The sequence below is a fragment of the Bremerella alba genome (assembly GCF_013618625.1).
GTDB classification, from domain to species: domain Bacteria; phylum Planctomycetota; class Planctomycetia; order Pirellulales; family Pirellulaceae; genus Bremerella; species Bremerella alba.
Genome location: NZ_JABRWO010000023.1, coordinates 1 through 23772, shown reverse-complemented (window position 1 = coordinate 23772; position 23772 = coordinate 1). Strand labels below are relative to the sequence as shown.

General features: G+C 55.4%; 21 protein-coding genes, 1 tRNA gene, 1 other RNA gene and 1 pseudogene. 14 read left to right on the top strand and 10 right to left on the bottom strand.

Going from position 1 to position 23772, the window contains the following annotated elements:
• Positions 1 to 88: 88 nt before the first annotated feature.
• Entirely contained in the window at positions 89 to 1060 is a 972-nt protein-coding gene (locus HOV93_RS25040; RefSeq protein ID WP_207399294.1) for a right-handed parallel beta-helix repeat-containing protein, read from the top strand.
• On the opposite strand, the gene HOV93_RS25035 is transcribed toward HOV93_RS25040, so the two are convergent.
• A complete protein-coding gene (locus tag HOV93_RS25035) occupies positions 975 to 2057 on the bottom strand; it encodes a lysylphosphatidylglycerol synthase transmembrane domain-containing protein (RefSeq protein WP_207399293.1) in 1083 nt (360 codons plus the stop codon). The genes HOV93_RS25040 and HOV93_RS25035 overlap by 86 nt on opposite strands.
• Positions 2058 to 2290: 233 nt before the next feature.
• Between HOV93_RS25035 and HOV93_RS25030 the strand changes: the two genes are divergently transcribed.
• From HOV93_RS25030 to HOV93_RS25000, 7 genes and pseudogenes are all read left to right on the top strand, one after another.
• A tRNA-Ala gene (locus HOV93_RS25030) sits at positions 2291 to 2363 on the top strand.
• A 571-nt stretch (positions 2364 to 2934) separates the two neighbouring features.
• Complete coding sequence (locus tag HOV93_RS25025) at positions 2935 to 3819, top strand: RNA polymerase sigma factor (protein ID WP_207399292.1); 885 nt, start codon at positions 2935 to 2937, stop codon at positions 3817 to 3819.
• 104 nt (positions 3820 to 3923) lie between these two features.
• The gene (locus HOV93_RS25020) at positions 3924 to 4250 is read left to right on the top strand and encodes a nuclear transport factor 2 family protein (RefSeq protein WP_207399291.1); all 327 of its coding nucleotides are present in this window, start codon (positions 3924 to 3926) and stop codon (positions 4248 to 4250) included.
• A 20-nt stretch (positions 4251 to 4270) separates the two neighbouring features.
• The gene (locus HOV93_RS25015; RefSeq protein WP_207399290.1) at positions 4271 to 5242 is read left to right on the top strand and encodes a quinone oxidoreductase family protein; all 972 of its coding nucleotides are present in this window, start codon (positions 4271 to 4273) and stop codon (positions 5240 to 5242) included.
• Between the two features lie 337 nt (positions 5243 to 5579).
• The gene (locus HOV93_RS25010; protein WP_207399289.1) at positions 5580 to 6134 is read left to right on the top strand and encodes a sugar O-acetyltransferase; all 555 of its coding nucleotides are present in this window, start codon (positions 5580 to 5582) and stop codon (positions 6132 to 6134) included.
• Between the two features lie 392 nt (positions 6135 to 6526).
• Positions 6527 to 6814, top strand: a pseudogene (locus HOV93_RS25005) (ISAs1 family transposase); the annotation flags it as partial.
• A gap of 580 nt (positions 6815 to 7394) precedes the next feature.
• Entirely contained in the window at positions 7395 to 8210 is an 816-nt protein-coding gene (locus HOV93_RS25000) for a hypothetical protein (RefSeq protein ID WP_207399288.1), read from the top strand.
• Between the two features lie 61 nt (positions 8211 to 8271).
• On the opposite strand, the gene HOV93_RS24995 is transcribed toward HOV93_RS25000, so the two are convergent.
• The 4 genes from HOV93_RS24995 to HOV93_RS24980 all read right to left on the bottom strand — a co-directional run bounded on the left by HOV93_RS24995 (position 8272) and on the right by HOV93_RS24980 (position 12700).
• Positions 8272 to 9468 (bottom strand): RimK family alpha-L-glutamate ligase, encoded by a 1197-nt coding sequence (locus tag HOV93_RS24995; protein WP_207399287.1) that lies wholly within the window; start codon positions 9466 to 9468, stop codon positions 8272 to 8274.
• A gap of 126 nt (positions 9469 to 9594) precedes the next feature.
• Positions 9595 to 10122 carry an ATP-dependent zinc protease family protein gene (locus HOV93_RS24990; protein ID WP_207399286.1) on the bottom strand — a complete coding sequence of 176 codons (528 nt, stop codon included), beginning with the start codon at positions 10120 to 10122 and terminating at the stop codon, positions 9595 to 9597.
• 90 nt (positions 10123 to 10212) lie between these two features.
• Positions 10213 to 11721 (bottom strand): M48 family metallopeptidase, encoded by a 1509-nt coding sequence (locus HOV93_RS24985; protein WP_207399285.1) that lies wholly within the window; start codon positions 11719 to 11721, stop codon positions 10213 to 10215.
• Positions 11722 to 11947: 226 nt separating this feature from the next.
• Entirely contained in the window at positions 11948 to 12700 is a 753-nt protein-coding gene (locus HOV93_RS24980) for an NIPSNAP family protein (RefSeq protein ID WP_207399284.1), read from the bottom strand.
• Between the two features lie 194 nt (positions 12701 to 12894).
• Here HOV93_RS24980 and rnpB point away from each other — a divergent pair.
• An RNA gene (gene rnpB / locus HOV93_RS24975) (RNase P RNA component class A) lies at positions 12895 to 13295 on the top strand.
• 83 nt (positions 13296 to 13378) lie between these two features.
• Here rnpB and HOV93_RS24970 read toward each other — a convergent pair.
• Positions 13379 to 14335 carry a TIGR01212 family radical SAM protein gene (locus HOV93_RS24970; RefSeq protein WP_207399283.1) on the bottom strand — a complete coding sequence of 319 codons (957 nt, stop codon included), beginning with the start codon at positions 14333 to 14335 and terminating at the stop codon, positions 13379 to 13381.
• Positions 14336 to 14449: 114 nt separating this feature from the next.
• On the opposite strand from HOV93_RS24970, the gene HOV93_RS24965 reads away from it, so the two are divergent.
• From HOV93_RS24965 to HOV93_RS24955, 3 genes are all read left to right on the top strand, one after another.
• Positions 14450 to 14866, top strand: coding sequence for an FHA domain-containing protein (locus HOV93_RS24965; RefSeq protein WP_207399282.1), 417 nt, complete (start codon positions 14450 to 14452; stop codon positions 14864 to 14866).
• 153 nt (positions 14867 to 15019) lie between these two features.
• A complete protein-coding gene (locus HOV93_RS24960) occupies positions 15020 to 15343 on the top strand; it encodes a Dabb family protein (protein ID WP_207399281.1) in 324 nt (107 codons plus the stop codon).
• Positions 15344 to 15359: 16 nt separating this feature from the next.
• Positions 15360 to 16193, top strand: a complete 834-nt coding sequence (locus HOV93_RS24955) for a hypothetical protein (RefSeq protein WP_207399280.1) — start codon at positions 15360 to 15362, stop codon at positions 16191 to 16193.
• A 61-nt stretch (positions 16194 to 16254) separates the two neighbouring features.
• On the opposite strand, the gene HOV93_RS24950 is transcribed toward HOV93_RS24955, so the two are convergent.
• The gene (locus HOV93_RS24950; protein ID WP_207399279.1) at positions 16255 to 17547 is read right to left on the bottom strand and encodes a leucine-rich repeat domain-containing protein; all 1293 of its coding nucleotides are present in this window, start codon (positions 17545 to 17547) and stop codon (positions 16255 to 16257) included.
• A gap of 159 nt (positions 17548 to 17706) precedes the next feature.
• Positions 17707 to 18072 carry a hypothetical protein gene (locus HOV93_RS24945; RefSeq protein WP_207399278.1) on the bottom strand — a complete coding sequence of 122 codons (366 nt, stop codon included), beginning with the start codon at positions 18070 to 18072 and terminating at the stop codon, positions 17707 to 17709.
• Between the two features lie 249 nt (positions 18073 to 18321).
• Between HOV93_RS24945 and HOV93_RS24940 the strand changes: the two genes are divergently transcribed.
• Complete coding sequence (locus HOV93_RS24940) at positions 18322 to 18939, top strand: hypothetical protein (RefSeq protein WP_207399277.1); 618 nt, start codon at positions 18322 to 18324, stop codon at positions 18937 to 18939.
• 37 nt (positions 18940 to 18976) lie between these two features.
• On the opposite strand, the gene HOV93_RS24935 is transcribed toward HOV93_RS24940, so the two are convergent.
• Positions 18977 to 20956, bottom strand: a complete 1980-nt coding sequence (locus HOV93_RS24935) for a vWA domain-containing protein (RefSeq protein WP_207399276.1) — start codon at positions 20954 to 20956, stop codon at positions 18977 to 18979.
• A gap of 217 nt (positions 20957 to 21173) precedes the next feature.
• Between HOV93_RS24935 and HOV93_RS24930 the strand changes: the two genes are divergently transcribed.
• Positions 21174 to 22763, top strand: a complete 1590-nt coding sequence (locus tag HOV93_RS24930; protein WP_207399275.1) for a hypothetical protein — start codon at positions 21174 to 21176, stop codon at positions 22761 to 22763.
• Between the two features lie 297 nt (positions 22764 to 23060).
• Here the strand turns inward: HOV93_RS24930 and HOV93_RS24925 are convergent, their stop codons facing one another.
• Positions 23061 to 23618, bottom strand: a complete 558-nt coding sequence (locus HOV93_RS24925; RefSeq protein ID WP_207399274.1) for a hypothetical protein — start codon at positions 23616 to 23618, stop codon at positions 23061 to 23063.
• Positions 23619 to 23772 lie beyond the last annotated feature (154 nt).

Here is a 23772-nt window from a genome sequence, read left to right as displayed (position 1 = left end):
CCCTGTGGAAATCACACGACAAGCACGGCATGATGGGGCGTGTAAATCTACACCGGTTTTGACGATTACATCGATTGAGTGGACATCCATGCGTTTTTTCGCATTCGCCCTAGCTTTGATTCTTCTGAACTCGACCGCACGCGGTGCGGAAATTTACGTGGACAATGTTCGCGGCGACGATCGCAATCGGGGCAATTCCCTGGAATACTCCGAAGGGGTAAGCGGCCCCATTGCTTCCCTCACCAAAGCCTTGAGGATTGCCAGAAAAGGGGATCGCATCATCGTCACCAACACGGGCGTCCCCTACCGCGAGTCGATCACCTTGCAAGGCGGCAACAACAGCGGCTGGGCATCCACCCCGCTCACCATCGAAGGGAACGGAGCCGTTCTCGACGGACGCGCCCCGGTGCCGGTCGATGGCTGGAAACACGTTCAGGGTGACGTCTACTGCTTCGCGCCGACTTACAAGACTTATCAACAGCTATACCTCGACGATCGACCAGCCGTCCGCGCCGTAGTCGATGCCATGGAACAACTCGACACGCTCAAGCCGCTTGAGTGGTGCCTGACCAACGGAATGATCTTCTTTCGCACAGAAAAAGATCGCGGCCCCGGCAGCTATCGCCTGACCTTCAGCGCACGTCGCACCGGCATCACGCTGTATGAAGTTCGCAACGTCAAGATCTTGAACCTGACCGTCCAAGGCTTTCAGCTCGACGGTATCAACGTGCACAGCAATTGCTACGACATCGAGCTTGTCGGCATCACCTCGCGCGGCAACGGCCGTAGTGGCGTTTCGGTCGGCGGTGCTTCCCGCGCGACCATTACCGGGTCTCTGTTAGGCGACAACGGTACCGTTCAACTTCGCGGCGAAGGCTTCTCGAAAACCACCGTTATCGATTCAACACTCTTAGAGAACACGGCCCCAGCGACCTTCCGCGAAGATGCCAAAATTACGATCGACGGCCAGGTGGTCAGCGATGCTCCGGCCGCTGAGACGGCTCAGGCTGCTGATCGGCTTCCTCAGCCAAATGCTCCAGCGTCTCCTCTTCGGCGCTAGCCTCGGCCATCGACTGATCGACCGACGCGCGATTGGTCCAGTAGAAGATCGCCCCAATAAAGGCCAGCCCGATGGTCATGGCCCGGAACGCTAACGCCACCGTAATCCCGTTGGCTTTGCTCAACTCGACGGCCGGCACCATCACGTAAAGCTCGGTGATCGCCAGTTCCAATGTTCCCATGCCACCCGGCGAAAGCGGTATGGCCGCAAAGACCATTGCCAGCGGTGTGATGACCATCATCTCGAGCAGCGATGGATGCTGCTCGAACAGCCCGGAAGCCAGGAAGAAGCCAGCGACCGAAAACAACGTGTGCACTCCCAGGCTCAAGAGTCCTATGAAGGCCAGATACTTGGGGTGACGACGGTACATGCCGACTGCCGCGAAAGCTCGCTTGAACGCGCCGCCGATTTTCGGCAGGCCCTCTAAGAACTCTCGAAACGATCCCTTCGAGAACCCCGGCAGGAAGATTAGCGTTAGCCCCAGAAAGCCGCCGATCGTGGCTCCGTGCACGACATAAACCATCGTGCGAATCGCCGGCTCCGAGCCTTCCAGGTCCAAACTTAACGCGGCGACCGATGTCACGACAAACAGCGCATAAAGGCCGATCAAACGGTCCATGACAACCGTCGAGACCGCCTCGGGACGCTTGCTCGGGTTATCCTTCGCCAGGGCGTATCCCTTGAACAGATCGCCCCCAACGCCCCCCAGTCCGACAAAATTCAGCATGTATCCGAGAAAACCAAGACGAAACGCATCCTTCAACGTAAAGGGAATGCCCACCGAAATGACCAACAGATACCAGCGAGTAAACGTGCAGCAAAGGGCCGCCAAACCGCAACCAAACCCGATCGCCACACTTCCCCAGCGTGTTTTGCTGCTAAATATCTGCCGAACCGACTCGACGCTTTCTGGGTCACTGCCTATGGTCCATAACAGATAGATCAAAATGGCGGCAGGTACAAGGAATCTCAGGACCGTAATCAGATACTTACTCACGCGTGTCCTGTCATCCCTAAAGGCAAAGGTCGGCCCCTTAGCAGGTCCGATGCAGATCTTGAATTCAGCGGAAATCGTATCGATAGTGTAACTTACAACCGAACTAAGGAGACCGGTTGTTGACACGCTGCGAGCAGATTGGTAATTTTAACCCTTTACTTAACGGCACTTGCTGCCGATAAAGTAAAACGCAAGAGTCGTGGGGAATACCCCAACGGCTTTTGTCCCACCCAGGGGGATTAGCTCAGCTGGGAGAGCGCTTGCATGGCATGCAAGAGGTCATCGGTTCGATCCCGTTATCCTCCACCTTCTAAAGCCGTAAGTCACAACGACTTACGGCTTTTTTCGTGCCCGGAATTTGTATCAAATTCGGTATCAATCGGATTTGTATCAAATTCGGAGCATGTCGTATCAAACCGCACGATATCGACTCGCCAGATGCGTCCGTAGTGCGGCCACGCAGGTTTGCCGCCAATCAATTCCAAACGCACCCGAAGCGGCGTGGGACGCCTCCTAATCTGTACCGATCCGACCACGAAAAAGCCACGTCATCTTTCGATCACGTGGCTCTGCGTTTAACGCTTGTCGCATAGTTGCTTCGTGAAAATCATGGTGAATTTGATAAATCTCAGAAGAGACACCAAAGCCATGCACACGAAAGCAACGTCACTCAAGATCGACATTTTACGGGTTACTACCGCCCCGAAGTCGGCGGCAAGCGGTTAACTGTCTCGAAGGGGAGATCATGTATTCGATTGGGGACGCTACGCTTCCTTGGAAATGTCACCAGAGAGTTGTCACGGTCGCCGATTTGCTGTGTCCAAGAGATCGGGGGAATGTCTGTCCGTGGGGCATATAACATATAGGGAGTGCAATCGTGTTCAATCCATTCACCGAGGACGTCGGGAGCGATGCAACGGACTCAGAGTTGGTCGAGCAGGCCAAGAACGGGGACCGCTCGTCACTTGAGAAGTTGGTTCTGCGGCATCAAGCATGGATTTACAACATCGCCGTCCGCATGGTGTTTCAGCCACACGACGCCGAGGAGGTCACGCAGGAAGTGCTGGTCAAGGTCATCACCAAGCTCAGTACGTTCAAGGGCGAGAGTAAGTTCCGCACTTGGCTCTACCGCATTGCGACTAATCACGTCCTCAACATGAAACGCCGCAGAGCCGAAATGCAAGTGACAACGTTTGACGCCTACGGAGCTGCCATCGACAGCACGCCTGACCTCGACTTGCCTGATCCGATGACAGTCCCCGTCGCTGTTCCGCTATTGGTCGAAGAAGCCAAAAATGTTTGCACGATGGGGATGTTGCTCTGCCTCGACCGCAGGCAACGGCTGATCTTTACGCTGGGCGAGATACTAGGCGTCAGCGATTCAATTGGCGGCGAGGTACTGGAGATGACAGCCGAGAACTTCCGCCAATGCTTAAGTCGTGCCCGCCGTGATCTCCACAACTTTATGAACGATCAGTGTGGACTGGTAAACACGTCCAATCCCTGTCGCTGCCCGAAGAAGACCCGTGGCTTCATCGACCACGGCCACGTCGATCCCCACCATCTCCTGTTCGTTCCTGAGCATGTCCAGCGAGTTCGGGATGTCGCACCGGCAACGGTTCACGAAGTCGAGGATGTCGTAGAACGACAGCACGCCGCCATCTACGGCGATCACCCGTTTCTCCAGCCTACGGATCAAGTCGGTTGGCTTCGGCGTCTGCTGGAGAATGAGGCTTTGCGAAATACGCTGCATCTGAACTGAAAAAATGTCGCAACGAATTGTCACGGTCGATCCCCGCAGGTGTCTATGTGATAGACGAAGCAAGTGCTTCGTGATTTTCACCGACCTGTCTGGAGGAATGACCCATGACTCTCGATCTTCCAATGCCCGTCGCCAACTATTTCTTCGCTGATACGAGCGACAGCGAGGCCGTTGCTCAGTGCTTCACCGAAAATACCGTCGTCAAGGATGAGGGATGCACCTTCAAGGGGCAGCCCGCCATCAGACAATGGAAGGCGGATGCCTCGGCTAAGTACCAGTACACATGCGAACCTTTCGTGTGTGAACGGCGGGACGGACAAGTGATCGTCACCAGCCGACTCACGGGCAACTTTCCCGGTAGCCCCGTCAATCTTCAGTACTTCTTCCGACTCGAAGGCGACAAGATCAAAACATTGGAAATCACACTGTGAGCAAGAAAGGAGAGCAAGCAATGTTAGCAGTTTACGCCACGCACGCTGCTCCCGACGACCCGCTTTCGGCCTTGGAGGTCGGGCAGCAATCCGAACCGAACGTACCCGAAGGATGGGTGCGAGTGAAGATTAGCCACGCCAGCTTGAATCGTCACGATGTCTTCACACTCCAGGGAATTAGTGGACACCCCGAAGGTATCTCCTATCCAATCATCTTGGGCAACGATGGGGCAGGCACTCTGGATGACGGCACACCCGTCGTCATCTACCCCATGATGGGCAGCGATGACTGGCGTGGAGATGAGACGCTCGATCCTAAGTGGCACATTCCGAGCGAGTTTATCCACGGCACTCTCGCCTCTTACGCCGTCGTGCCGAAACGCAATGCAGTTCCACTTCCCAAGAATCTTTCGATGTTGCACGCCTCCGTATTGGGCACGGCATGGCTGACCGCCTACCGTGCCTTGTTCACGAAGTCTGAACTACGTGCGGGCGAGTTAGTGTTGATTCAAGGGGCTACAGGGGGCATGGCGACCGCTCTGATTCAACTCGGTCGGGCGGCGGGTTTCGAGGTCTGGGCTACAAGTCGTTCGGAAGAAGGTCAAAGCCGGGCGAAGGCGCTCGGTGCCCACCAGACCTTTCCTTCCAATCACCCTCTACCACGAAAGGTGCGAGCAGTCATTGATAACGTTGGCTCAGACTCTTGGATGCACAGCCTGTCATCGCTCGCTCGTGGTGGGACGCTGGTAACGGTCGGAGGAACAACAGGCTTCGACGTGTCGCTGAACCTTCTTCCGGTAATCGCTGACCAGTTGACTATCACAGGCTCGATCATGGGTACTCAAGAGGACATGAGAAACCTGATGAACTTGCTTGCCCAGACCGGGATCGAGCCGGAGATCGGTGCTGTTCTGCCGCTGGAACAGGCGAGAGATGGATTCCGTGCGATGTGGGAGGGTCGAACACGAGGCAAGACAGTCTTCACTTGCTAATGATGGCCGCAGCCTGCCAGCCCACTACGACTGGTGGACGTGCCATTTGGAACGCTCGCACGAACACGAAGCCGAACGTGATGACGATGATAGGGTAAGTCAATCTGAGGTACCCCTTTGGCTTGATCTTCGGGTAAAGCTTCGTAGACAACCGTGTGATTCGATAGGATAAGATGTCGGACAAGGAAAAGCTGATTCCCGGAAGTCCTTTAAAACAAACACTTACAACGACTCACTTCGGTCCCGTTATCCTCCACCTTGAAAAGCTCGCTGATCAGATTGATTTGAGAGCTTTTAATATGCACACTCTCAGTAGCCGGAAATAATGAGCCAAGCCATGCCTTCTGAACGCGAAAAGATGCTCCGTGGCGAGTTATATCGTGCCGATGACGCCGACCTGGTCGCTGCCAGGGCTAAGGCTCGCGAGCTTTGTTACCGGCTACATCACGAGCAGCGTGGCGACGTGCAGTCTCGGCAGCGGATTCTGGTCGAGTTGCTGGGGGCCGGTGGAGCGACCGCTACGATCGAGCCCCCCTTTCAATGCGACTACGGCCGCAACATCCACCTGGGCGAGAACGTCTACTTCAACTTCAACTGCGTCGTCCTGGATGTGTGCCGAGTCACCATCGGCGATCACACGCTGATCGGCCCGTCGGTGCAGATCTACACCGCCACGCATCCCCTGCAAGCGAAGCTTCGTCGCGAGCAGGAGTTCGGCAAGCCGATCACCATCGGCTCGGATGTGTGGATCGGCGGCGGCGCGATCCTCTGCCCTGGCGTAACGGTTGGCGATCGAACCGTCATCGGCGCTGGCAGCGTTGTTACCAAAGACCTGCCGCCGGACGTCTTCGCCGCTGGCAACCCGTGCCGAGTGATACGTGAGATCGACTAGGCAGAGAAGTTCGCCTACGATTGCTACATTGTCGATTGATTCCAAGAGGCTACCAATCGTCCTCAGGAACTCAATCAACTGCTGTTCATGAGTTCGGGCATCTCTTGGGACTTAATCATCCAGGGCAGGCTCACACGGCGATTGCACCATAAACTACGTGCCTAGCAACACTTCCAAGAAAGCAGACATATAAAAAAGCGAAAAGCATATGAAGAGCAGCAAAAATATAAACATCCCGAACCGCATCCTGATTCTAGCCCACGGCCAGCGCGCACTTTAGGTAATCTACGGCAGCGCGACCAATCTCTTTCTGCGATGATAACGCTTTTCCAAATCCGTGTCTCGCGCTGCAGGGAAGAGCCGATGCCTCGCCAGATTGATCAGGATGATGTCGTTATTATATAAGCTCGTTACGCCTGGGCGTGAAGCAATTCGCCGGGGCCGTTCGCGGTCACTGGGGGATCGAGAACACGTTGCAGTGGTCGCTCGACGTGACGTTCCGAGAGGACGACAGTCGCGTCAGAAACCGCTACGCGGCCGAGAACCTGGCATGGCTCAAACGCATGGCGATCAGCTTAATCAAGCAGCAGAAAAGCAAGGAAAGCATCGTGATGCGAAGACGCATGGCAGGCAGGAACGTGAACTTCCTCGCAGAAATCATTGGCCTGCCAACGAGTTAGTATGCGTTAGCCGTGCGTCTGATGAAGAAGTTACTGGTGCTCGTTTCTAGGAGCAGAGCAATCAGCCGACACAATCTGCTCCATTGCTAACGTGTGCCATGGCCGCGTCCACGGGGACCCCTGCGCCGGACGCGGGGACGCATCTATCGCATCGAAGTTGCTAAAAAAAATTTCAATCTCCGCAACCCACACGCCCAAGCAGGCTTAGGGATGCCCGCGAGGGCCGGTCGGTGCTGAATGTTAAAAAAATTTTGCTTGCGCCCTAGAAATGATCGCGCCAGGATGGTATACATAGGTACATGTCCGGAGGCGGCATACCGGGACCGGGAAATTTCCTTTCCTCCCCCCTCCGCTTTAAAAACTATTCGGGACGCACGATCTCACAGAAGCGTTTCGTCCCTAAATTGCACGAATCACACCTCGAATCACTCTTGATTCGGAGAGTCACGCCCCCAATCTGATTGGGCGTGCGACACGGTCTGCCCAACCAACGGCAAGACTCATCTCAATCTCGTGAACCTAACAACACGCCCACGCTGACGTGGGCATCGTATCCCCTTTTTTCGAAAGTAGTATTTCCATGTCCAATTTCACCAAGCAGACCATGCGCAGCCGCCAGACCGACGCGAGCCAGCGTGTGCCAACGCCGATCGCCGATCGTGCCAAGCAGCTCTTTCAAGACCTGCAGCAAGAGATTCGCTCGAAGCAGCAAGAGATCGACCGACTGCAAACGGCACTCGCGCGTCGTACCGAGACTACGCCGGATTGTGCGGCGCAGGTCTGTGCGGCGCCGGCTTGTGCAGCACCGGCCTCTGAAGCGTCGCCCGCTGTTACTCCGCCGCGAATTAAAAAGCGGCGCAGCATCGTGAAGGCCCCTGTGCCGATGCGGATTAAGCCTGAGAACGTCGACCAACCGGCCACAACTTCGGACCTCATCCGCCCCGTAGACCCTCGCCCAAAGACCACCGCAGGACAAGTCACCGAAGCGGCCAGGCCCCTGCCCCAACCGTGCCAATCTGGTGACACCCAGCAAAGCGGCACGGTTTGCCGAGCGACCAATTCGCCCCCGCGGCTGTGCCTGACGCACCCAGACGTACTGCATCCCAGCCCTGAGACCGAGCCCACTTCGGCCGACTCTGGCAGGTTGCCGCCGCCCCGACCGACCAATCAGGAAGCGAAAACCGCCGGGCACCACGAGCACCTCTTTGTCGACATGCAAAGAAGGTCTAAACGCAAAGACGGCGAGAACGGGCACGTCCGGCAACAGGTCGGCCAGATGCTAAATCGATACTTCGCCGCCGGCACAAAGTCGCAGTACGATGACTTCGACGAACGTAGCGATGTCGGTCAGTTCAGGCCCATAAAGAGGGCCTTCACCGACTGCCTGTTGAATTGAAGCGGCTCGTTACCCAACGAGGATTGGCACACCACCGGAAGATTGACCCAACCGCGTCGAGTTAGCCGTTTTCCAACGCTGACTTCGACAGCTTCTTGATCTTCGGTCGGCGCTGCTTGATGATCTTTTCTGGGATCAGTCCTCGCATCGAGTCGAGTTTGCCGAAGCAAAGCAACCGATCGCCTGGTTCCAACGTTCGCTTGAGACGCGGGTTGGGGATTACCGACGTGCCGCGGTAGAGCGTTAGCACGTTGATGTCGTGGTCTGGCAGGCCTGATTCGTCGATCGTTTTGCCGCAGTATTCCGAGCCTTCGGGAATGTGGATTTCGGTCACCCCGTAGCCGCGGCTGACGGTCAAACGTTGGCGGATATCGATCTCGGGGAAGTCGACCTGGGCGGCGATGTAATCGACGATGGCCCCGGCAATGTCGAGCTTGGTGCAGCGTTCGATCCCTTCCAGCCCAGGCGAAGAGTTCACCTCCATGACCTGAGGACCGGTGTCGCTTTCAAGCATATCGACGCCGGAGACGCGAAGCCCCATGATTTGCGAGGCACGAACGGCCGTTTCACGGTAGCGATCGTCCAACTCGACCGCTTCAGTCAGGCCTCCACGGTGGACGTTGCTGCGGAATTCGGTTCCTTGGGCAATCCGTCGCATGGCGGCCACGACCTGGTCGCCCACGACGAATGCGCGGACGTCACGGCCGCGACTTTCCTTCACAAACTTCTGCACCAACACGTTCTGCCGCGTGCTGTGCAGCGTTTCGATGATGGCCTCGGCGATCTTCACGGAGTCGGCCAGGATCACGCCAACCCCTTGAGTTCCTTCAATGAGTTTGATCACCACCGGAGCCCCACCGACACGTTCGATCGCGGGAAGAATATCAGCCCGATCGCGCACAAACGTCGTTTGGGGAATGCCAATTTGGTGGCGGCTGAGAATCTGGAGGCTACGCAGTTTATCGCGTGAATTGGTGATCCCCCACGAACTGTTCGCCGGGAAGACATCCATTTGCTCGAACTGCCGCACGACAGCCGTGCCGAAGTAAGTGATCGAGGCGCCGATGCGCGGCAAGACGGCGTCGTACGCGGTGAGCTGCTTCGAACGGAAGTAAAGGTCCGGTTCTCCCTTTTCGAGATCAATCGCAAATTTCAGCGTGTTGAGGACCTTAACGTCGTGCCCGCGCTCAGCTGCGGAATCACGCAAGCGGCGAGTGCTATAACAAAACCGGTTGCAGGAAAGAATTCCTAACTTCATCGCGTCGCGCTTCCATCTCGACAGGAGTTAAATACGGGGGCCGCCCTAACGAGCAGCATGACGCCGGGAAAGCGATTCCCCTTTAACGTCATCGTAGTGACATTTTGACGTGAGACAATCGAAATGCTAGGTGGCATCTTGTTCGGTTTTCAGAGAAGTGCGATTGGCGACGGTGGGACTAGCAATTCGCTTCCCTTTGAGCCTCTTCGGAATTCCCGATAAATAGGATGCGCCCGAATCGACCAGCAACCGTCCTCGGATGGCTTCGCGGCCCAGTAGCATGCGAAAGCCCATCGAATCGCGATTGGCCAGGGTGATTTCGATTTCGCATAATTCCCCAAGAAGTTCGACCATCGTCAGAATGACCGGCCTTTTGGTGACGTGTCCGTTCGAGCTGCGAACTTTGCGAAACTCAAGCACCGGGCTTTCGGCCACAACCTGATCGGCCGAACTTCGTTGACGTGGGTGCACTTTAAAGCGAACCCACTGTATTCCGTCGCGTTCTTCGTATTTCAGATCGTAGGCATGCAGCGACGAAGACCTGGCACCGGTGTCAATTTTCGCTTTGACCTTGGCGATCCCGAGTTGGGGAAGTTGGACCCACTCGCGCCACCCAATGATCGGCAGCTTGACTGGTTGTGCTTTGGAGGACATGCCTGACTCGTGGAAGAGATCTCAGTCGACAATCAAGAGGAGCACTTCAAAGCCACCTCACGTTGACAGGATTGTAGGCCAGTTAGAAACCTAATAGTAGTCGGGTTCATTCCACGGGCGGACCGTACCCACGCCGATTCGATACCGCATCAGCACGGTCTGTGTGTCTTGCAAAGTCTTCCGTTTCACGCTGCGGCGAAGATACTGACAGTACAGATCCCACGTGACACTTTTGGCCATCGATTCGAAGTCGGCGAATAGATTTTTCGCTTCATCCTCTAACGTGAAAATACCAGGAGCGTTCTCGCGTTGGGCGTTTTGAAAGCGAGCCGCTTCGCAGGGGTGGGAATCGAACAGCCCACTCTTGCCGGACTTGATGTCGCGGTGGATTTGCTCTTTGATCGCGTCAGACATGCTGGCGATATGATGCCGCACCAACAGGGCCACGTCGTCGATCAGAATGTCTCGCTCGGCCAATTGGGAAATCTGCGATTGAGCGTGCAGCCAGGCGTAACTGGCCAACTGAATTCGCCAGCTGGTTTCGGCAAACTCGTTGCTGCCGGCGACGCGGGCTTCGTACCGGTCGGCGTCGTATTCCATTTCTCGCAGAAGGAATCCACCCACCAACAGGCCTACATTCATCAGCATCCGCAACAACTGCCGCGACAGCCACACGCACGACCGGGCGGGCCAGGTGATGACCGTTAACGGCAAAAATTCAGGACCGCACAGCATGTCCAGGCACTTATCCCACTCGTCGCGTTGAAAGACCACTCGCGCGAACCATTCGCTGATCGAACGAATAACGTAGGTCAGCCGCATGCCGGTCCCCTGACTGAAGTGACCGAACTCGTGAGCAAGCACGCCAGCGAACTGCCGCATTGTCAACGAGCCCACCAAGGGAACACCGATGGTCAGGACCAGGTCATTTCCGTGAAGGATGCTGCCCAGGCCCGACCGAAAACTGGCCGAAGCGTTGACGTCGTACGTGACATCGATTCGCGAGGGAAACGGTGAGCCAACCACATCGCACACCCGAGACACAAACGCGAAAAGCATCGGATCGCTTTGCGAAGTGATACTTCGTGTGCGGGCCACATGCGCGGGGCGCGCGAGAACAGGCTTCAACAGAAAGAAAACGACAACGCTGCTAATCGTGCCGATCGCCGAGCCCACAAAGTAAGGCAGGGGCCCCACCATTCCCGGGAACAGCCAATACTGCGCTTGGGTAAAATACCAATAGGTCGCATAACAGATACTGCCGACAAACGTGAAATAGATCAGCGGCAGGGTGATCATCACTAACGCCACAATGGCCACGCCCAGTTTGTAGGTCCAAGTGGGCTTGGTTTTCTCGACCGGTGGGCCAAAGGCCTTGAGGATTCGCAGGCCATCTTCCGGGAAGGCTGGAACCTTGAGCGGCGACCACTTTTCGAAATGCTCGGCTCGCTGCGTAGGAAGACGTAACGACCGCTGCGGAGTTGATTTCCACGTCTCGGTCGATGTCGCCTCGCTCAGCGGATCTCCCCGGTGCTGCGTGGCCCCCGGATGATCGGTCGGTTGCTGCGAAGGAGGAAAAGGGACAACAATTTCTGACAAGCAACGGGGACACTTTTGGTGGCTTCCCGCAGCAGACGCCGAGATTGTCAGCTTTTGATGGCAATGACGGCAGCGAAATCCAATCTTCATCTGCTCGTGAACCTTCGCTTGTGGTAGCCAGACTAAGCCTGACAATCCCATAGATAAGACGCTACTGGTTTAATTCTGTATAGGAACAGAATCCTGGACACCCCTTTCCCTACATCCTGGGGGGCGTATCTGCGAGTTATTTCATAGGCGAGTAATCCACGGGACGCAAAATCTGGCGATCGACCTTAATCACGATCTTTCCATCCTTGGTCGACTTCTCCCATAATTGTTGCCACTCTTGGTCATTGCGAAAACCGTCCCAGGCTTTCTTCATGGCGGCGGCATCCTTGTGGGCGACGACATAAATCAATGTATTCGGCATTTCGACGGGGGTGAAATAAGCGACGTTGGTCATCCCCTGCTTTTCAAACAACGCAAGCTCGCCATCGCGAAACCGCTGAAGCAAAGCCGGCAAGCGACCTTCCGCCGTGGTGTAAGTACGCAACTCGAACAGCCGTGGTTGTTCGGCCGACTCAAAATTTTGCGGCGAGAAGTCCGTTGCTTCCATATAGACCGAATCGGGGCGTTTCGCCAGGATTTTGCCATCCTTTTCTGATTCGGCGGCTACCTCTTTCCACTTTGGGTCTTCTATGAAAGCCTTCCAACTCTTCTTGGCCGCGTCGGTACTTTCGTGAGAAATGATGTAAACCAGCGTGTTATCGGCACTTTCGCCCTCGTTGGGCACCCAGTACGCGTGGTTCTGCATGCCTTGTTTCTCGAATAGCCCCACCGTGTGATCGCGGAACCGAGCATGCAGGTTCTCAAGCTTGCCTTCGTTGGTGGTGTAGGTGCGAAGCTCGTACACCCGGTCTTGAGCGTCTGCCGAAGAAATAAAAGCGATAGAAAGCAACAGGCCAGCTAGCCCATAGGAGAGTTGGATCGCGCGCATCGTGCAACTTGTCCCGAGATAAGGAGGAATTTGAGGAGGGTCCGAGATCACTATTCTAATGAATTAAAGCAGCGTTTCGCGGGGAATTTTCGCAGATGGGCGAACTTTTTCCCGCTAATTGCGTCGTAATGTGAACACTCTGCATACAGCCACGTGGCTAATTTCAGGCCGCTAACCTATGCTAAACATTGACCCAAGTGGATCAGATAGTCGCCGGCTGACGACATTTTTGCCGCCAGCGGGAGGAAAGTCCGGGCTCCACAGGACAGGGTGGTCGATAACGTCGACCGGTCGTGAGATCAGGGAAAGTGCCGCAGAAAATATACCGCCTAAGTCCCTTCGGGGAACGGTAAGGGTGAAATGGTGCGGTAAGAGCGCACCAGCAGCTGGGGTGACTCAGCTGGCTTGGTAAACCCCACCCGGAGCAAGGCAAACAGGCGGAAAACGCGTTGGCAACAACGCCGCACGGGCTCGTCCGGCCCGTCACCTACCGCCGGGTACGCTGCTAGAGACGTGGAGCAATTCACGCCGTAGAGGAATGACTATCCCTGCACTCGTTGCAGGACAAAACCCGGCTTATCGATCCACTCGGGTCTTTTTGATGCGCGATGACTCGCGGAATGGGATGGGGGCTGACTAATCTCTTCAATCCCATCCGTGCTTAAGAACTCTTCCGGTCTACGCGGTTTCCACTTCGCAGAACTTCCCTTGCCACGTATCGCGTTTGACGAGCTCGTCGTCGATTGCCCGTAGCACGGCCGACTTATCCAGACACCAGCTTGGCCCCACAAAATAGTCAGGCGGAGCATCGCCGATGGTTCGCTCGACCAGCACATTGGCCGGGATGCGTTCCAGGAAATCGACCAGCGTGCTGATGTATTCCTGCCGTTCCATGAGGACCACTTCGCCGGAAGCGACCTGATCGGCCATCTTGGTGTTCTTCACGCAGTACAGATTGTGGATCTTCACGGCGTCGATATTCAGCCGAGCGACTTCCGCAGCGGTTGCCATCATGTCGGCATGCGACTCATGCGGCAGGCCTAAAATCACGTGCAAACAGATCTGGAAACCGCGTCCTCGGCTACGCTCGATCGCGTCGACCGTGGCGTCGTGGTGGTGTCCCCGATTCATCCAATCGAGCGAACGATCGTGTATGGTTTGCATGCCATATTCGACCGTCATGTAGGTTCGCCCGGCGAACTCTTCCAGCAGGTCCATCACGTCAGGTTCGACGCAGTCCGGCCGGGTCCCGATGCTCAGGCCCACTACTTTCTCGTGATCGATCGATTGCTCGTAAAGCGGTCGCAATTTGTCGACAGCGGCATAGGTATTGGTAGCCGGCTGAAAGTAGGCAATGAACTTGTCGACCTTATAACGCCGCTTAAGCCGCGTCATGCCGTTGGCCAACTGATCGGTAATGTCGCGGATCGGCTCTCGGCGACTCGGGCTGAAGCTACGATTATCGCAGAACGTACAGCCCCCCTTGGCGACGGTGCCGTCGACATTCGGACAGGTAAACTTCGCGTCGAGGCTTACCTTCTGAATACGCTCGCCAAATCGCTGCCGAAGATACCAACTGTAGGCATAGTAACGAAGCCCTGCCTCGTGCCACCTATTTTCAACCGTCGCAGACAAATCAAACCTTGTTGATGAATGTTGACTCGTGTTAAGGAATTGATAAATTGAGAGATGGCCATTCTTATCGATTTTAGACTTATCATCTAGCCACTACCGGAACGAGGCACTTGAATGTCCCAGAATTTTGGGGAGCTTCTCCCCGTTGGCGGGGGAGACCCGATACCTCTGCTGAAGAAAACCTTATTGATTGGTCGCCGCGAGACCTGCGATGTCGTCCTGCGGTTTGCCAATGTCTCCAGTAATCACTGCCAGCTTTACATTAAGCAGGGATACTGGTTCATCGAAGACCAGAACAGCCGCAACGGCACGAAGGTAGGCGGGAAACGCGTTCGCGATACCGACAAGCGAGTCGATCCCGGCAATACGATCGCGATCGCCAAGCACGAGTACGAGCTGCACTACGATCCGATCGAACTGGGCGCAACCGGCCCACCTCCGGCGGAAGAGAACGTGGCCGAAGAGATCCTCGGCAAGTCTCTGCTCGAACGTGCCGGTATCGGCACCTCGCGTCGCCGCGGAGAAGCCTAACCGCCGCCCCATCCGCTGTCGCAAGCAACCCAGGCCGTGGTCTTTACCGCGGCCTTTTTCATGCGCCTGCGTTGTGATCGGACAAGAGGCTAGGTACATTGCACTGCTTCACCAAACCCCCTTATTGTTCGCTTAAGAAGACGATTGCCTGCTATGGAAAACTTGACGCAAATCGCCCACAACGTTTACTTCACCCTGAAAGACAAATCGCCCGAAGCCCAGCAGAAGTTGGTCGAGGCCTGCCAGAAATACCTTTCCGGGCACCCTGGCTGTGTCTTCTTTGCCGCCGGTGTGCTGACCGAAGAACTCGATCGTCCGGTGAACGACCGTGCGTTTCAAGTCGCCCTGCATGTGGTTTTCGATTCGCTCGAATCTCAGAATGCCTACCAGACGGCCGAGCGTCACCTGCAATTCATTGCCGAGAGCAAAGAAAACTGGGAATCGGTTCGCGTCTTCGATTCCACGGTCGGTAGCTAACCCAACAGGCAAAGCCGTGGCTGATCTCGAAGTCTTAAGAGCACGCAAAGGTGCCGTTCGGCGGAGCGAGATTCCGTCGAACGTTCTGGCGGCATTGAATCGAGGTGAGATCGAAACGGTCAACCTCGTCGAGTTTCTAGCCGTCGACCATGCCAAGCTGTTTCGCAATGCGAAGTCGCAGCTTTCGCTGGATGACAAGTCCGCCAAAAGCATTACCGCAGCGATTAAAAAGCTGGCCGATGTGGGCATCATGCAGAGGCTTGGCCAAACGGGTCGCGTCTTTCATGAAACGCTTGCGGGAAGCGATGCTCGCGAAAGTGTCTACCAACAGTTGGCTTCCCACCCGAGCGATACTTTTCGCAATTGGGCTGCTTTCATGGATGCAGCAGACGCCAAGCTTTCCTTTGCCCAGCGTCTAAAACGCGCCAGGGTGTTTGCCACCGATGCGAACATGGGCTTGCGGGAAACGGCCTGGATGAGCGTCCGCGTCCCGGCTGCCGATGCCATTGTTTCGCAAATCGAAAAGCTGCATCCGTTTGTTAAGCATAAGAACTATCTTATGCGGCGTTTCGCGATCGAGCTCTCTCGGCCCTGTGGTGTATGGACCAAGCATATTACGGACTTGAAAGAGCGTCCGGAAATCGCCCAGCCGCTGCTGGAAATGTGCCGCGAAGACGAAACCAAGTACGTGCAAGATTCGGTCGCCAACTGGCTGAACGATGCCAGCAAGACGCGGCCTGACTTTGTCGAGAACCTCTGCGCTGCCTGGCTTTCAGAGACCAACTCGAAACACACCCAGCGGATCGCGCACCGGGCCCTGCGCACGCTGCGAAAGAAAGCAGGCACGTAGCGCATTAAAAAAGCCTGGGCGACAAAATCGCTCAGGCTTCTCTTGGGTTAAGCGGTGCGGCTTAGAAGCTCACTTCCAGCTTGGGATTGGCTTTTTTGAGCTGCTCGACACCGTCATCGTAAATCTGCGTGAAGTTCAGCGTCAGCTTCTTCAAGTTAGTGAGCGTGTTGAGGACCGGAATCGACTCGTCGGAGATCGAGCTGTTCTCTTTCAACGACAAGCTGGTCAGCGAGGTCATCCCTTCCAGGTGCTTCACGCCGGCATCGCTCAACGCGCAGTTTTGTAGGTCTAAATCTTTCAGCTTCTTGAGATTACTAACCGGTGCCAGCCCATCGTCGGTGATGAACGTGTTCCACAGGTTGAGCAGTTCCAGGTTTTCAAAGGTCGCGACCACGGCCACGCCATCGTCGACAAACGGGGTTTCGCTCACGTCCAGGCGTTTCAGCTTGGTCATCCCTTTGAGCTGTTCCATCTGCTCGCCACGAACCGGCGACTGGCGGAACTTCAAGTCTTCCATGTCCTTCATCTCGGTCAGGTACTGCATTCCGTCGTCGGTGACCTTGGTACGGAACAAGTGCAGCTTCTTCAGCTTGACGCACTCTTGGATGTGCGAAAGCCCTTCGTTGGAACAAGCGACTTCGTTCAGTTCCAGCGTCTCCAGGTTCTTCATCCCAGATAGATAGGCGATTCCCTTATCGGTGATTTTCTTATCACGCAGGTTCAGGAAACGCATCTTGGTCAGGTCGGCCAGGTGGGCCATTCCTTCGTCGCTGATGAAAGCACCCTCAGTTCGCAACACTTCCATGTTCTTCATCTGGCCAACCGACTTCATCCCTTCGTCGTCGACGTTGCAGTAACGAAAGTCGAGGTAACGGGCTTTAGGGAAGTTGTTGGCGATGATTTCCAGCGACTTGTTCGAGATGTTGGTCCGGCGAAGACCGAACGCGGAAAGATTCTTCGAGTTGGTCAGATTCTCGACGCCTGCATCGGTGATCACACCGTTGGTGAAATCAACGTCACGCAGCTCGGTTAGGTCTTTCATGTAGGTCGTGACCTGGTCGGTGATTTCCGCGCCGTAGAACTTGATCAGCTGCAATTGCTTCAGCTTCGAGATCGGTTCAAACTCGCTGACGTCTTCAGGCACGACGGCCGAAAAATCAGCGCGGATGACGTTTCCATTGCCATCTTTGGTCAGCTTGCCACCCAGCTTCTCGAGCGCGGCAACCGCTTCCGGATCGTCTGGCTCTGGCGCCGCGGCCTTACTTTCAGGCGAATCGGTAGGAGTGCTTGTCGGGCAGCCGACGCAAAACGGAAGGGCAAGCAGAACAATACCGAGAATCCAAAAACGACTCATGGGGAACTCAATCCTTAGTCAATGGCGGGTGTCAAAGGAGTATGCGTAATCCGTTTAGGCTACAGCACACCTAGAAGATCCGCAACCAATGAAATAAGGCCCTCGGCGAACATCGCCCAGGGCCCTTGTCGAAAACTCAGTAAACCTGCTATTTATTGCTTACTTGTGCTCGTCGTGGCACGACTTGCAGTTCATCGCTTTCTTCAATTTGGCATCTGCGCCCTTTTTGCCTTCGACGGCACCCTGGGCCGCTGCCAACAATGCGGCGGTCTTTTCTTTCCAGCTTTCTTCGCTCCCTTTATGGGGCGGATTCTTGGCCAGCGATTCCAGCATTTCGACCACAAGCTTCTGGTCTTCTTCGCTTGCTTCCCCCTTGGCAACCTTAGCGACCAAACCACCCTTCATGGCTTTCTTCATGATCTCTTCGGTACTGAACTTGGAATCCTTACCCTTATCCGCCATGGCGACGCCACTTAGCAGGGCGACCGAAAGCAAGCCAATCAGCACGAGCATAACACGGTTCATTTCACCATTCTCCACAGCACATGGTTGTCAAACAGGAAGTCGGCAAAATCGCTTGATTCCGCCCAATCCGCCTCATAGTAATCTTCCGGAAATCAAATTCCTCCTATCTAAATCCAAAAAGGCCCAACTTTGACAGCAATGAGACCCCTTCTCAAAAACAACCCGATTTCGGCCCCTGCACCGTTTGTGGGTTAGGTTTGTAGAAAGGTCCTGCAGCTAAGCAAATATTCCTTGGGAAGACCGGTCGCGATGAGTCTTTACGAATACTGGTGCGAACTAGACGACCCTCAGCCGGTTGGCAACATCGAGGTCAACACCAAGCACGTCGCTCAGCAGAGCAAGTGGGTGGTCTTCTTCAAGCTGATTGCCGCCTCCTTGATGACGGCCGGGCTGTTTGGGGTTCCCTTATACTTTTTGCCCCTGCCGGTCTGGCAAAGCGGGTTGGTCTCCGCAGGCTTCGCGATGATCTATATCGGCATGGCCTTCTTATTCATCCCCCACGCCAACACCGACAACATGGGCTGGCTCGGCGGCATGGTCGACGATCCTTTTCATATCTCCGACGATTGGAATCGAGCGCTCATGTTCTATCACGCTGTTTTAGGCCCTGGCCGCTTTATCGCCGGAACCATGCTCGACGTCGCGTGTCTGCTGGGAGTCGCGAAGAGCGACCCCATCGCGGTGCCTGACGAAGCCTACCAACAGTCAATGGGCTACTCTGCAAACTACTCGACCGCCAATGCGACGATGACAGAATTACCCAGCGAGCAGGAAGAGCTGACCAACTCGGGGATGTCGCGGGAAGAAGTGAATCAACAACGCTACGGACTGTCGTCTGCCCGATTCCTGATCAACGACGACGAATAGGCGAAGCCCCGGCAAGGCTTTTCACGCCAAGCAGGAACTAGAGCTTCGGAATCTGTACCGGCATGCGAGGTGGTCCGCCGGGCGCGGCCGGTCGAGGACGATTGACTCGGCGGGTATCGAAGAAGATCGGCTCGAGCTTGACGCCAAAACCACGCTTGATCTCCCAACTGGCCCGCGTCGCCCACGGCGTGGCTTCGTGCTCTTGCATGACAAACTGCAGCACGTCACGCGAAAGCGAGATGTCGGCTTCGGTCTTGTCAGGGGCCGATAGCTCGTCGGCCGTGGCCAATCGCCAACCACGAAATTCCATATACCCAGGCATTTGCGGAGGCGTCGGTGGGTTCTCGGCAAAGTTCGTCAGGTACGCGCCGTACTCGAATGCTCGAGCCCGATAGGCAAGCAGCTGACCATACAGCAGATCGTAGTTGGCATTCCAACGTAGCGAGGTCGACTCGTCTCTTAGGCTGCGGTTCTTCTCAGCCGCTTCGATCGCTCGGTCCAGGTACGTGATATACGTAATCATCTTGGCTTGCTGCTGACGTACCTCTTGGCGAAATTGTTTCAGGTCGTTGCTGAAGACCTGCTGGATCTCGATCACGTCGGCGACACTTTCCTGATAAGGATTCAGGTCGTAAATGATCTTGGTGACAAGTGTCTTGAGTGGGTCATTTTTGACTTCCCCCATTTGCTCCATCCGAGAGCTCAGGTTCGGCCGATACATGTCCATCGTTTTGGGTTTATACCGGCGATCGATCGCGTTGTTGATGTTCGCCTCTTCGCCGGGAAGCATGAAGAAGATGCCGCCGGTTTCTTTAGCCATGCGGACTTGTTCGAAGGGCCCGAAGCCACTGGTCAACGCATCGGTGCGCTTACCAAAGCCATCGGTCTGCAGTTGCTCCACCAGGGCGGCCTCGGGTCCGCGATCGACCGGCAGCAAATGGATGGTTCCTTCTTCGGGATGCATCCACCGCACATGGGCGAAGGGATAACCAAAGACCGCTTCCCGTCCCAGGATGAATACCCGCGTATCGGTTGCCCGAGCAATCGAGATCGCTTTCTCGAGCCGCCCTTCATTGTCTTTGGTGTTACCACTTTCGTCGGTCACGACAATCAGCGCCACCTTACGATCGGCGATCTTGGCGTAACGACGGTGCAGCGTCAGCACTTCTGCCACGGCCGAGCTGAACATCTCTTCGCCGGAAGGATCGACTGGCACCGAGGCAATCGCCTGATCGACTTCTTCAGCATCGGCGGTGGGCACTTTGGTATGCAGTTGAAAGCCTTGCCCGAAGCTGGCCACGCCGGTCGTCAGTGCGTCTCCTCGGGCATGCTCGCTGAGTCCGACTTCTCCGTAAATGCGGTGGATTCGCTGCCGAATTTTGGCTTGGTCGTCCTGCATGCTTTCCGACTGATCGAACAGCCAGATGACCAGGACATTATCCTTGGAAAGCATCCAGACTAATTCTTGCGAGATCTGGTCCATCGCTTCCTGGTAGTCTCCGACGACCGCTTGAACCGAACCGACCGTTCCGATCGGCATGTCTTCGATCAGCGAATCCACATCCTTGGTAAGCAGCGCTTCGGCCTGCAGCGCCACCAAGGGTGCGTTGGCGATTTCAGTCGGAGGCATTTCCAATTGCGGCGCGGTGAGCGATGCTTCGACCAATCCGGCCATGCCCTGCTCAGGCGTGGTCAGATTCGCGAGCGTCATTTCTTTGGCGATCTTTTCAGACTCGTCGAGTTCGATCTCTAAGGGACGCTCGCGGTCTTCGACATCCGGTTCGACCACCACCAATTCGATCTGCTGCGTGGGCAACTCAATGATCGTGTACATGGCCATCACCATGACCAGCGAGAAATGGACGATCAGCGAGACCATAAACGATGCCGAGTTTTGGATCGTTTCAAAACGAAGCCACCCAACGGAAGCTTCGCGATTGGGCTGATCCGCTTGCGCAGCCTGCCCCTCAGAAAGGATTGGCGAAGACCAGTCGGCGGTGGGGGCAGGTCGATGCATGCTTGCCGGTCGGTGAGGAAGGAACAAATTTGGTGAGTTACTTAATACTAGAAGATGATCCCAATTACCGCCATGGATTTTCTCGCAGACGAGCAGACTCGTGCGATATTGCTGGCATTTTCTCCCCCAATTGGCCTGGAACGATTTCCTCAGATTTGATACAGCACTCCTAACTTGCGCAATTATTTCGATAAAACTCGCTCCAGCCGAGGATGCCGTGTCCGTACTTCGTAATCTTTTGATCGTGGGACTCTTAGTCTGTGTTGCGTACAACGGGTACGTGATCTACCGCAATCAATTGGCCTCATCGCCTTCGGCAGAAGCGAATGGCGCCGGCGAAGCGCCGCTCTTTTCCAAGGAAGCATTCACCGAGCTCGCCGAGAATCGAAGCCAGGTGAGCGTGCAGCAAGTGCCAACCATTCTGACTGCTGAGCAAGCGACCCCGACCGACGAGTTCGTAGCCAATCCGGTCCACGAAGATCGACAAGGGTCCGTTCCGGTCATCCCCGTTTCTACCAACGGACCGACGACGAAACCCAAGAGCCACTTCTCGGCAGACGCGAAAACAGAAACGGAAACAGAGTCCGCACCCGAGGAAGAAACCCCGGCGACGGCAGACATTTTGCCCAAGGTGCTGTCCTTCGAAGATGCATGGTCCGAAATTGAAAAGTCGGAAGCCGCATTTACCTGGGCCACGGCGCTCACGCAAATCGAACGCCTGGCGTACCGAGAAGATCTCACCGACGAGCAACGAGAACAAGTTCTTGCCAAAGGGGACCAACTCGCAAAGACGGTCATCTTTGCCCCCAACAAGCACTTGGCGAAACCAGCGATGACCTTTCTGCCAGGCATGAAGCTAGAAGAAGTTTCACAAAAGTATGCCGTGCCTGAAAGCTTCCTGCGATCGATCAACAGCTGGGAAGAGGGCTACAGCCCAACCCCTGGCGACTCGATCAAAGTGCTGCAAGGGCCGATCAAGATTCATGTCGACTTGCCATCCAAGTCGATTCGCATGTCCGTGGGCGACCTCTACGCCGGACGCATGGCGATCGGGCAACATGCCATCAAGGTTCCTGAAAACGCGGATCTCACCGTCGAGAAAATCGACGACGTGACGTTACTCTCGCTGGGCGACATTTCGGTCGTCGTTGATACAGACAACAAGGTCCCTGCCACCAACTCGTTACTGGTAACGGCCGACGACTGGAAGCTCTTGCGATCCCTCGCCAGCAAGTCGGTCGACGTTACCTGGACGGCTGTTGAAGCGCCCCCTGCAGAGGACATCGCAGCCGCAGAACCGGTCAAACAGGAAATCGACACGTTGGTCACTGCGGAAGAGATGCGTCAGCCAGTCGACGCGTTGAAAATGGAAATCTTCACCCCTTCGGTGCCTGTCATCCAAGGCAAGCCAGTCCAATATGGGATCGAGGTGACCAACCTCAGCGATAAGCCTACCGACTTGGTTCAAGCCGTGGTCAACATGTCGGAAGGGATCGAGCCGATCAAGGTCGAGGGGCACACCGGTCGCATCGCCCCAGGCCAGGCAATGTTCGATCCGCTGACCATTGAAGCAGGCCAGAGCATTCGTTTGACGGTAACGATCGAAACGAAAGAAGCCGGGCAATTCCTAATTCGCCCCGAACTTCAATGCGGTCGGCCTGAGACACGCTATGCCACCGAAGTTCAGCTTCGCGTCGCCCAAGCCGAATCGATCTCGGCCGAAACCGAAAAGAAGACCGAGGAAACAGCTGAGCCCAAAGAAGCCATCGCCGAAGTCCCACAAAACCCGGCAAAAGAGATTCGCTAAAACGGCAGGTTTAGCAAAGGTGCCAGAATTCTTGGTTTCTCGACCACTAAGGTGATCTCCGAGAAAATAGCCGCTGCCGTCCACCCCGCGATCCATCACACCGATTGCCCTAACCGACTACCACAGCCAGCCGATTCGCCACTTCACACTGCCGAGGGCGGCAGTGGCTCTCGGTCAGAGGTTGAACATAATGAAAGATTGGGCAGCGCCACTCAGCCGAACAGATGACAACATTGTGGCTTTTCCGCAGCCGGAGGACGCTCGCAGCTTGCTCGATCGGATTGTGCAAGTAGGAGCCTACTCTGATTCAAAAGGTGCCCCTAGAGCATAGCCTTCTTCGAGTTTCTTCCTTGCGTTTGCAGCAATTACATATGTGCGTTTATTGGCCTTTCGTGTCATTGCATTTCTTCGCAGAAACTTCCTGGCATTCAAATAAGCTGACTTAAGGGGATCTGGAGCGGTTTCATTTGCCTCTACGACGGGATTCCAAAACTGACCGTGATAAGCAATAAAGCCGTGAGGAAGAACAACGTTATCCTTGTGGACGATTGGAAGCGGTGCATAAATGTCGAGTGTCGGTCCACCATTTTTTTGCTTGATGTAATAAATGGTGTGTCCCTCCTTTTCGTATTGACCGAAATCCAGAGGTGACTTTTGCCATGACTTGTTCAATACAAAAAACAATTTCTCTTCCTGAATGGTTCGAGTGTTCTCAAATTCCCTCATGCTATCAATCAATAGTGGGGATGGCTCTTTGTAATTCAGGTCGGGAACAATTCTGCAATTCTGATCAAGAAGAAACTGTACCAATTGATACAAGTCGTGATCGGTCACAAAAATGTCGGTCTGTGGCATAGTTCTAGTCCAGTCCAAAAGTCTCGAGAGAGAGAAAAGGGGACGGGGGTCTTTTCTCTAACTACTCTTACGCGGCCGCCCGCGGGGGCGGAGGGTGTAACTCAAGCCGGAACGCTGGGCCTCGGCTTGGGTCCATTCTTGATTGCCATAGGGT

Bases quoted from the DNA above. Each gene is read 5' to 3' on its own strand.
- HOV93_RS25040 (WP_207399294.1), top strand. From the start codon at position 89: ATGCGTTTTTTCGCATTCGCCCTAGCTTTGATTCTTCTGAACTCGACC.
- HOV93_RS25020 (WP_207399291.1), top strand. From the start codon at position 3,924: ATGACTCTCGATCTTCCAATGCCCGTCGCCAACTATTTCTTCGCTGAT.
- HOV93_RS25015 (WP_207399290.1), top strand. From the start codon at position 4,271: ATGTTAGCAGTTTACGCCACGCACGCTGCTCCCGACGACCCGCTTTCG.
- HOV93_RS25010 (WP_207399289.1), top strand. From the start codon at position 5,580: ATGCCTTCTGAACGCGAAAAGATGCTCCGTGGCGAGTTATATCGTGCC.
- HOV93_RS25000 (WP_207399288.1), top strand. From the start codon at position 7,395: ATGTCCAATTTCACCAAGCAGACCATGCGCAGCCGCCAGACCGACGCG.
- HOV93_RS24995 (WP_207399287.1), bottom strand. From the start codon at position 9,468: ATGAAGTTAGGAATTCTTTCCTGCAACCGGTTTTGTTATAGCACTCGC.
- HOV93_RS24990 (WP_207399286.1), bottom strand. From the start codon at position 10,122: ATGTCCTCCAAAGCACAACCAGTCAAGCTGCCGATCATTGGGTGGCGC.
- HOV93_RS24980 (WP_207399284.1), bottom strand. From the start codon at position 12,700: ATGCGCGCGATCCAACTCTCCTATGGGCTAGCTGGCCTGTTGCTTTCT.
- HOV93_RS24965 (WP_207399282.1), top strand. From the start codon at position 14,450: ATGTCCCAGAATTTTGGGGAGCTTCTCCCCGTTGGCGGGGGAGACCCG.
- HOV93_RS24960 (WP_207399281.1), top strand. From the start codon at position 15,020: ATGGAAAACTTGACGCAAATCGCCCACAACGTTTACTTCACCCTGAAA.
- HOV93_RS24950 (WP_207399279.1), bottom strand. From the start codon at position 17,547: ATGAGTCGTTTTTGGATTCTCGGTATTGTTCTGCTTGCCCTTCCGTTT.
- HOV93_RS24945 (WP_207399278.1), bottom strand. From the start codon at position 18,072: ATGAACCGTGTTATGCTCGTGCTGATTGGCTTGCTTTCGGTCGCCCTG.
- HOV93_RS24940 (WP_207399277.1), top strand. From the start codon at position 18,322: ATGAGTCTTTACGAATACTGGTGCGAACTAGACGACCCTCAGCCGGTT.
- HOV93_RS24935 (WP_207399276.1), bottom strand. From the start codon at position 20,956: ATGCATCGACCTGCCCCCACCGCCGACTGGTCTTCGCCAATCCTTTCT.
- HOV93_RS24925 (WP_207399274.1), bottom strand. From the start codon at position 23,618: ATGCCACAGACCGACATTTTTGTGACCGATCACGACTTGTATCAATTG.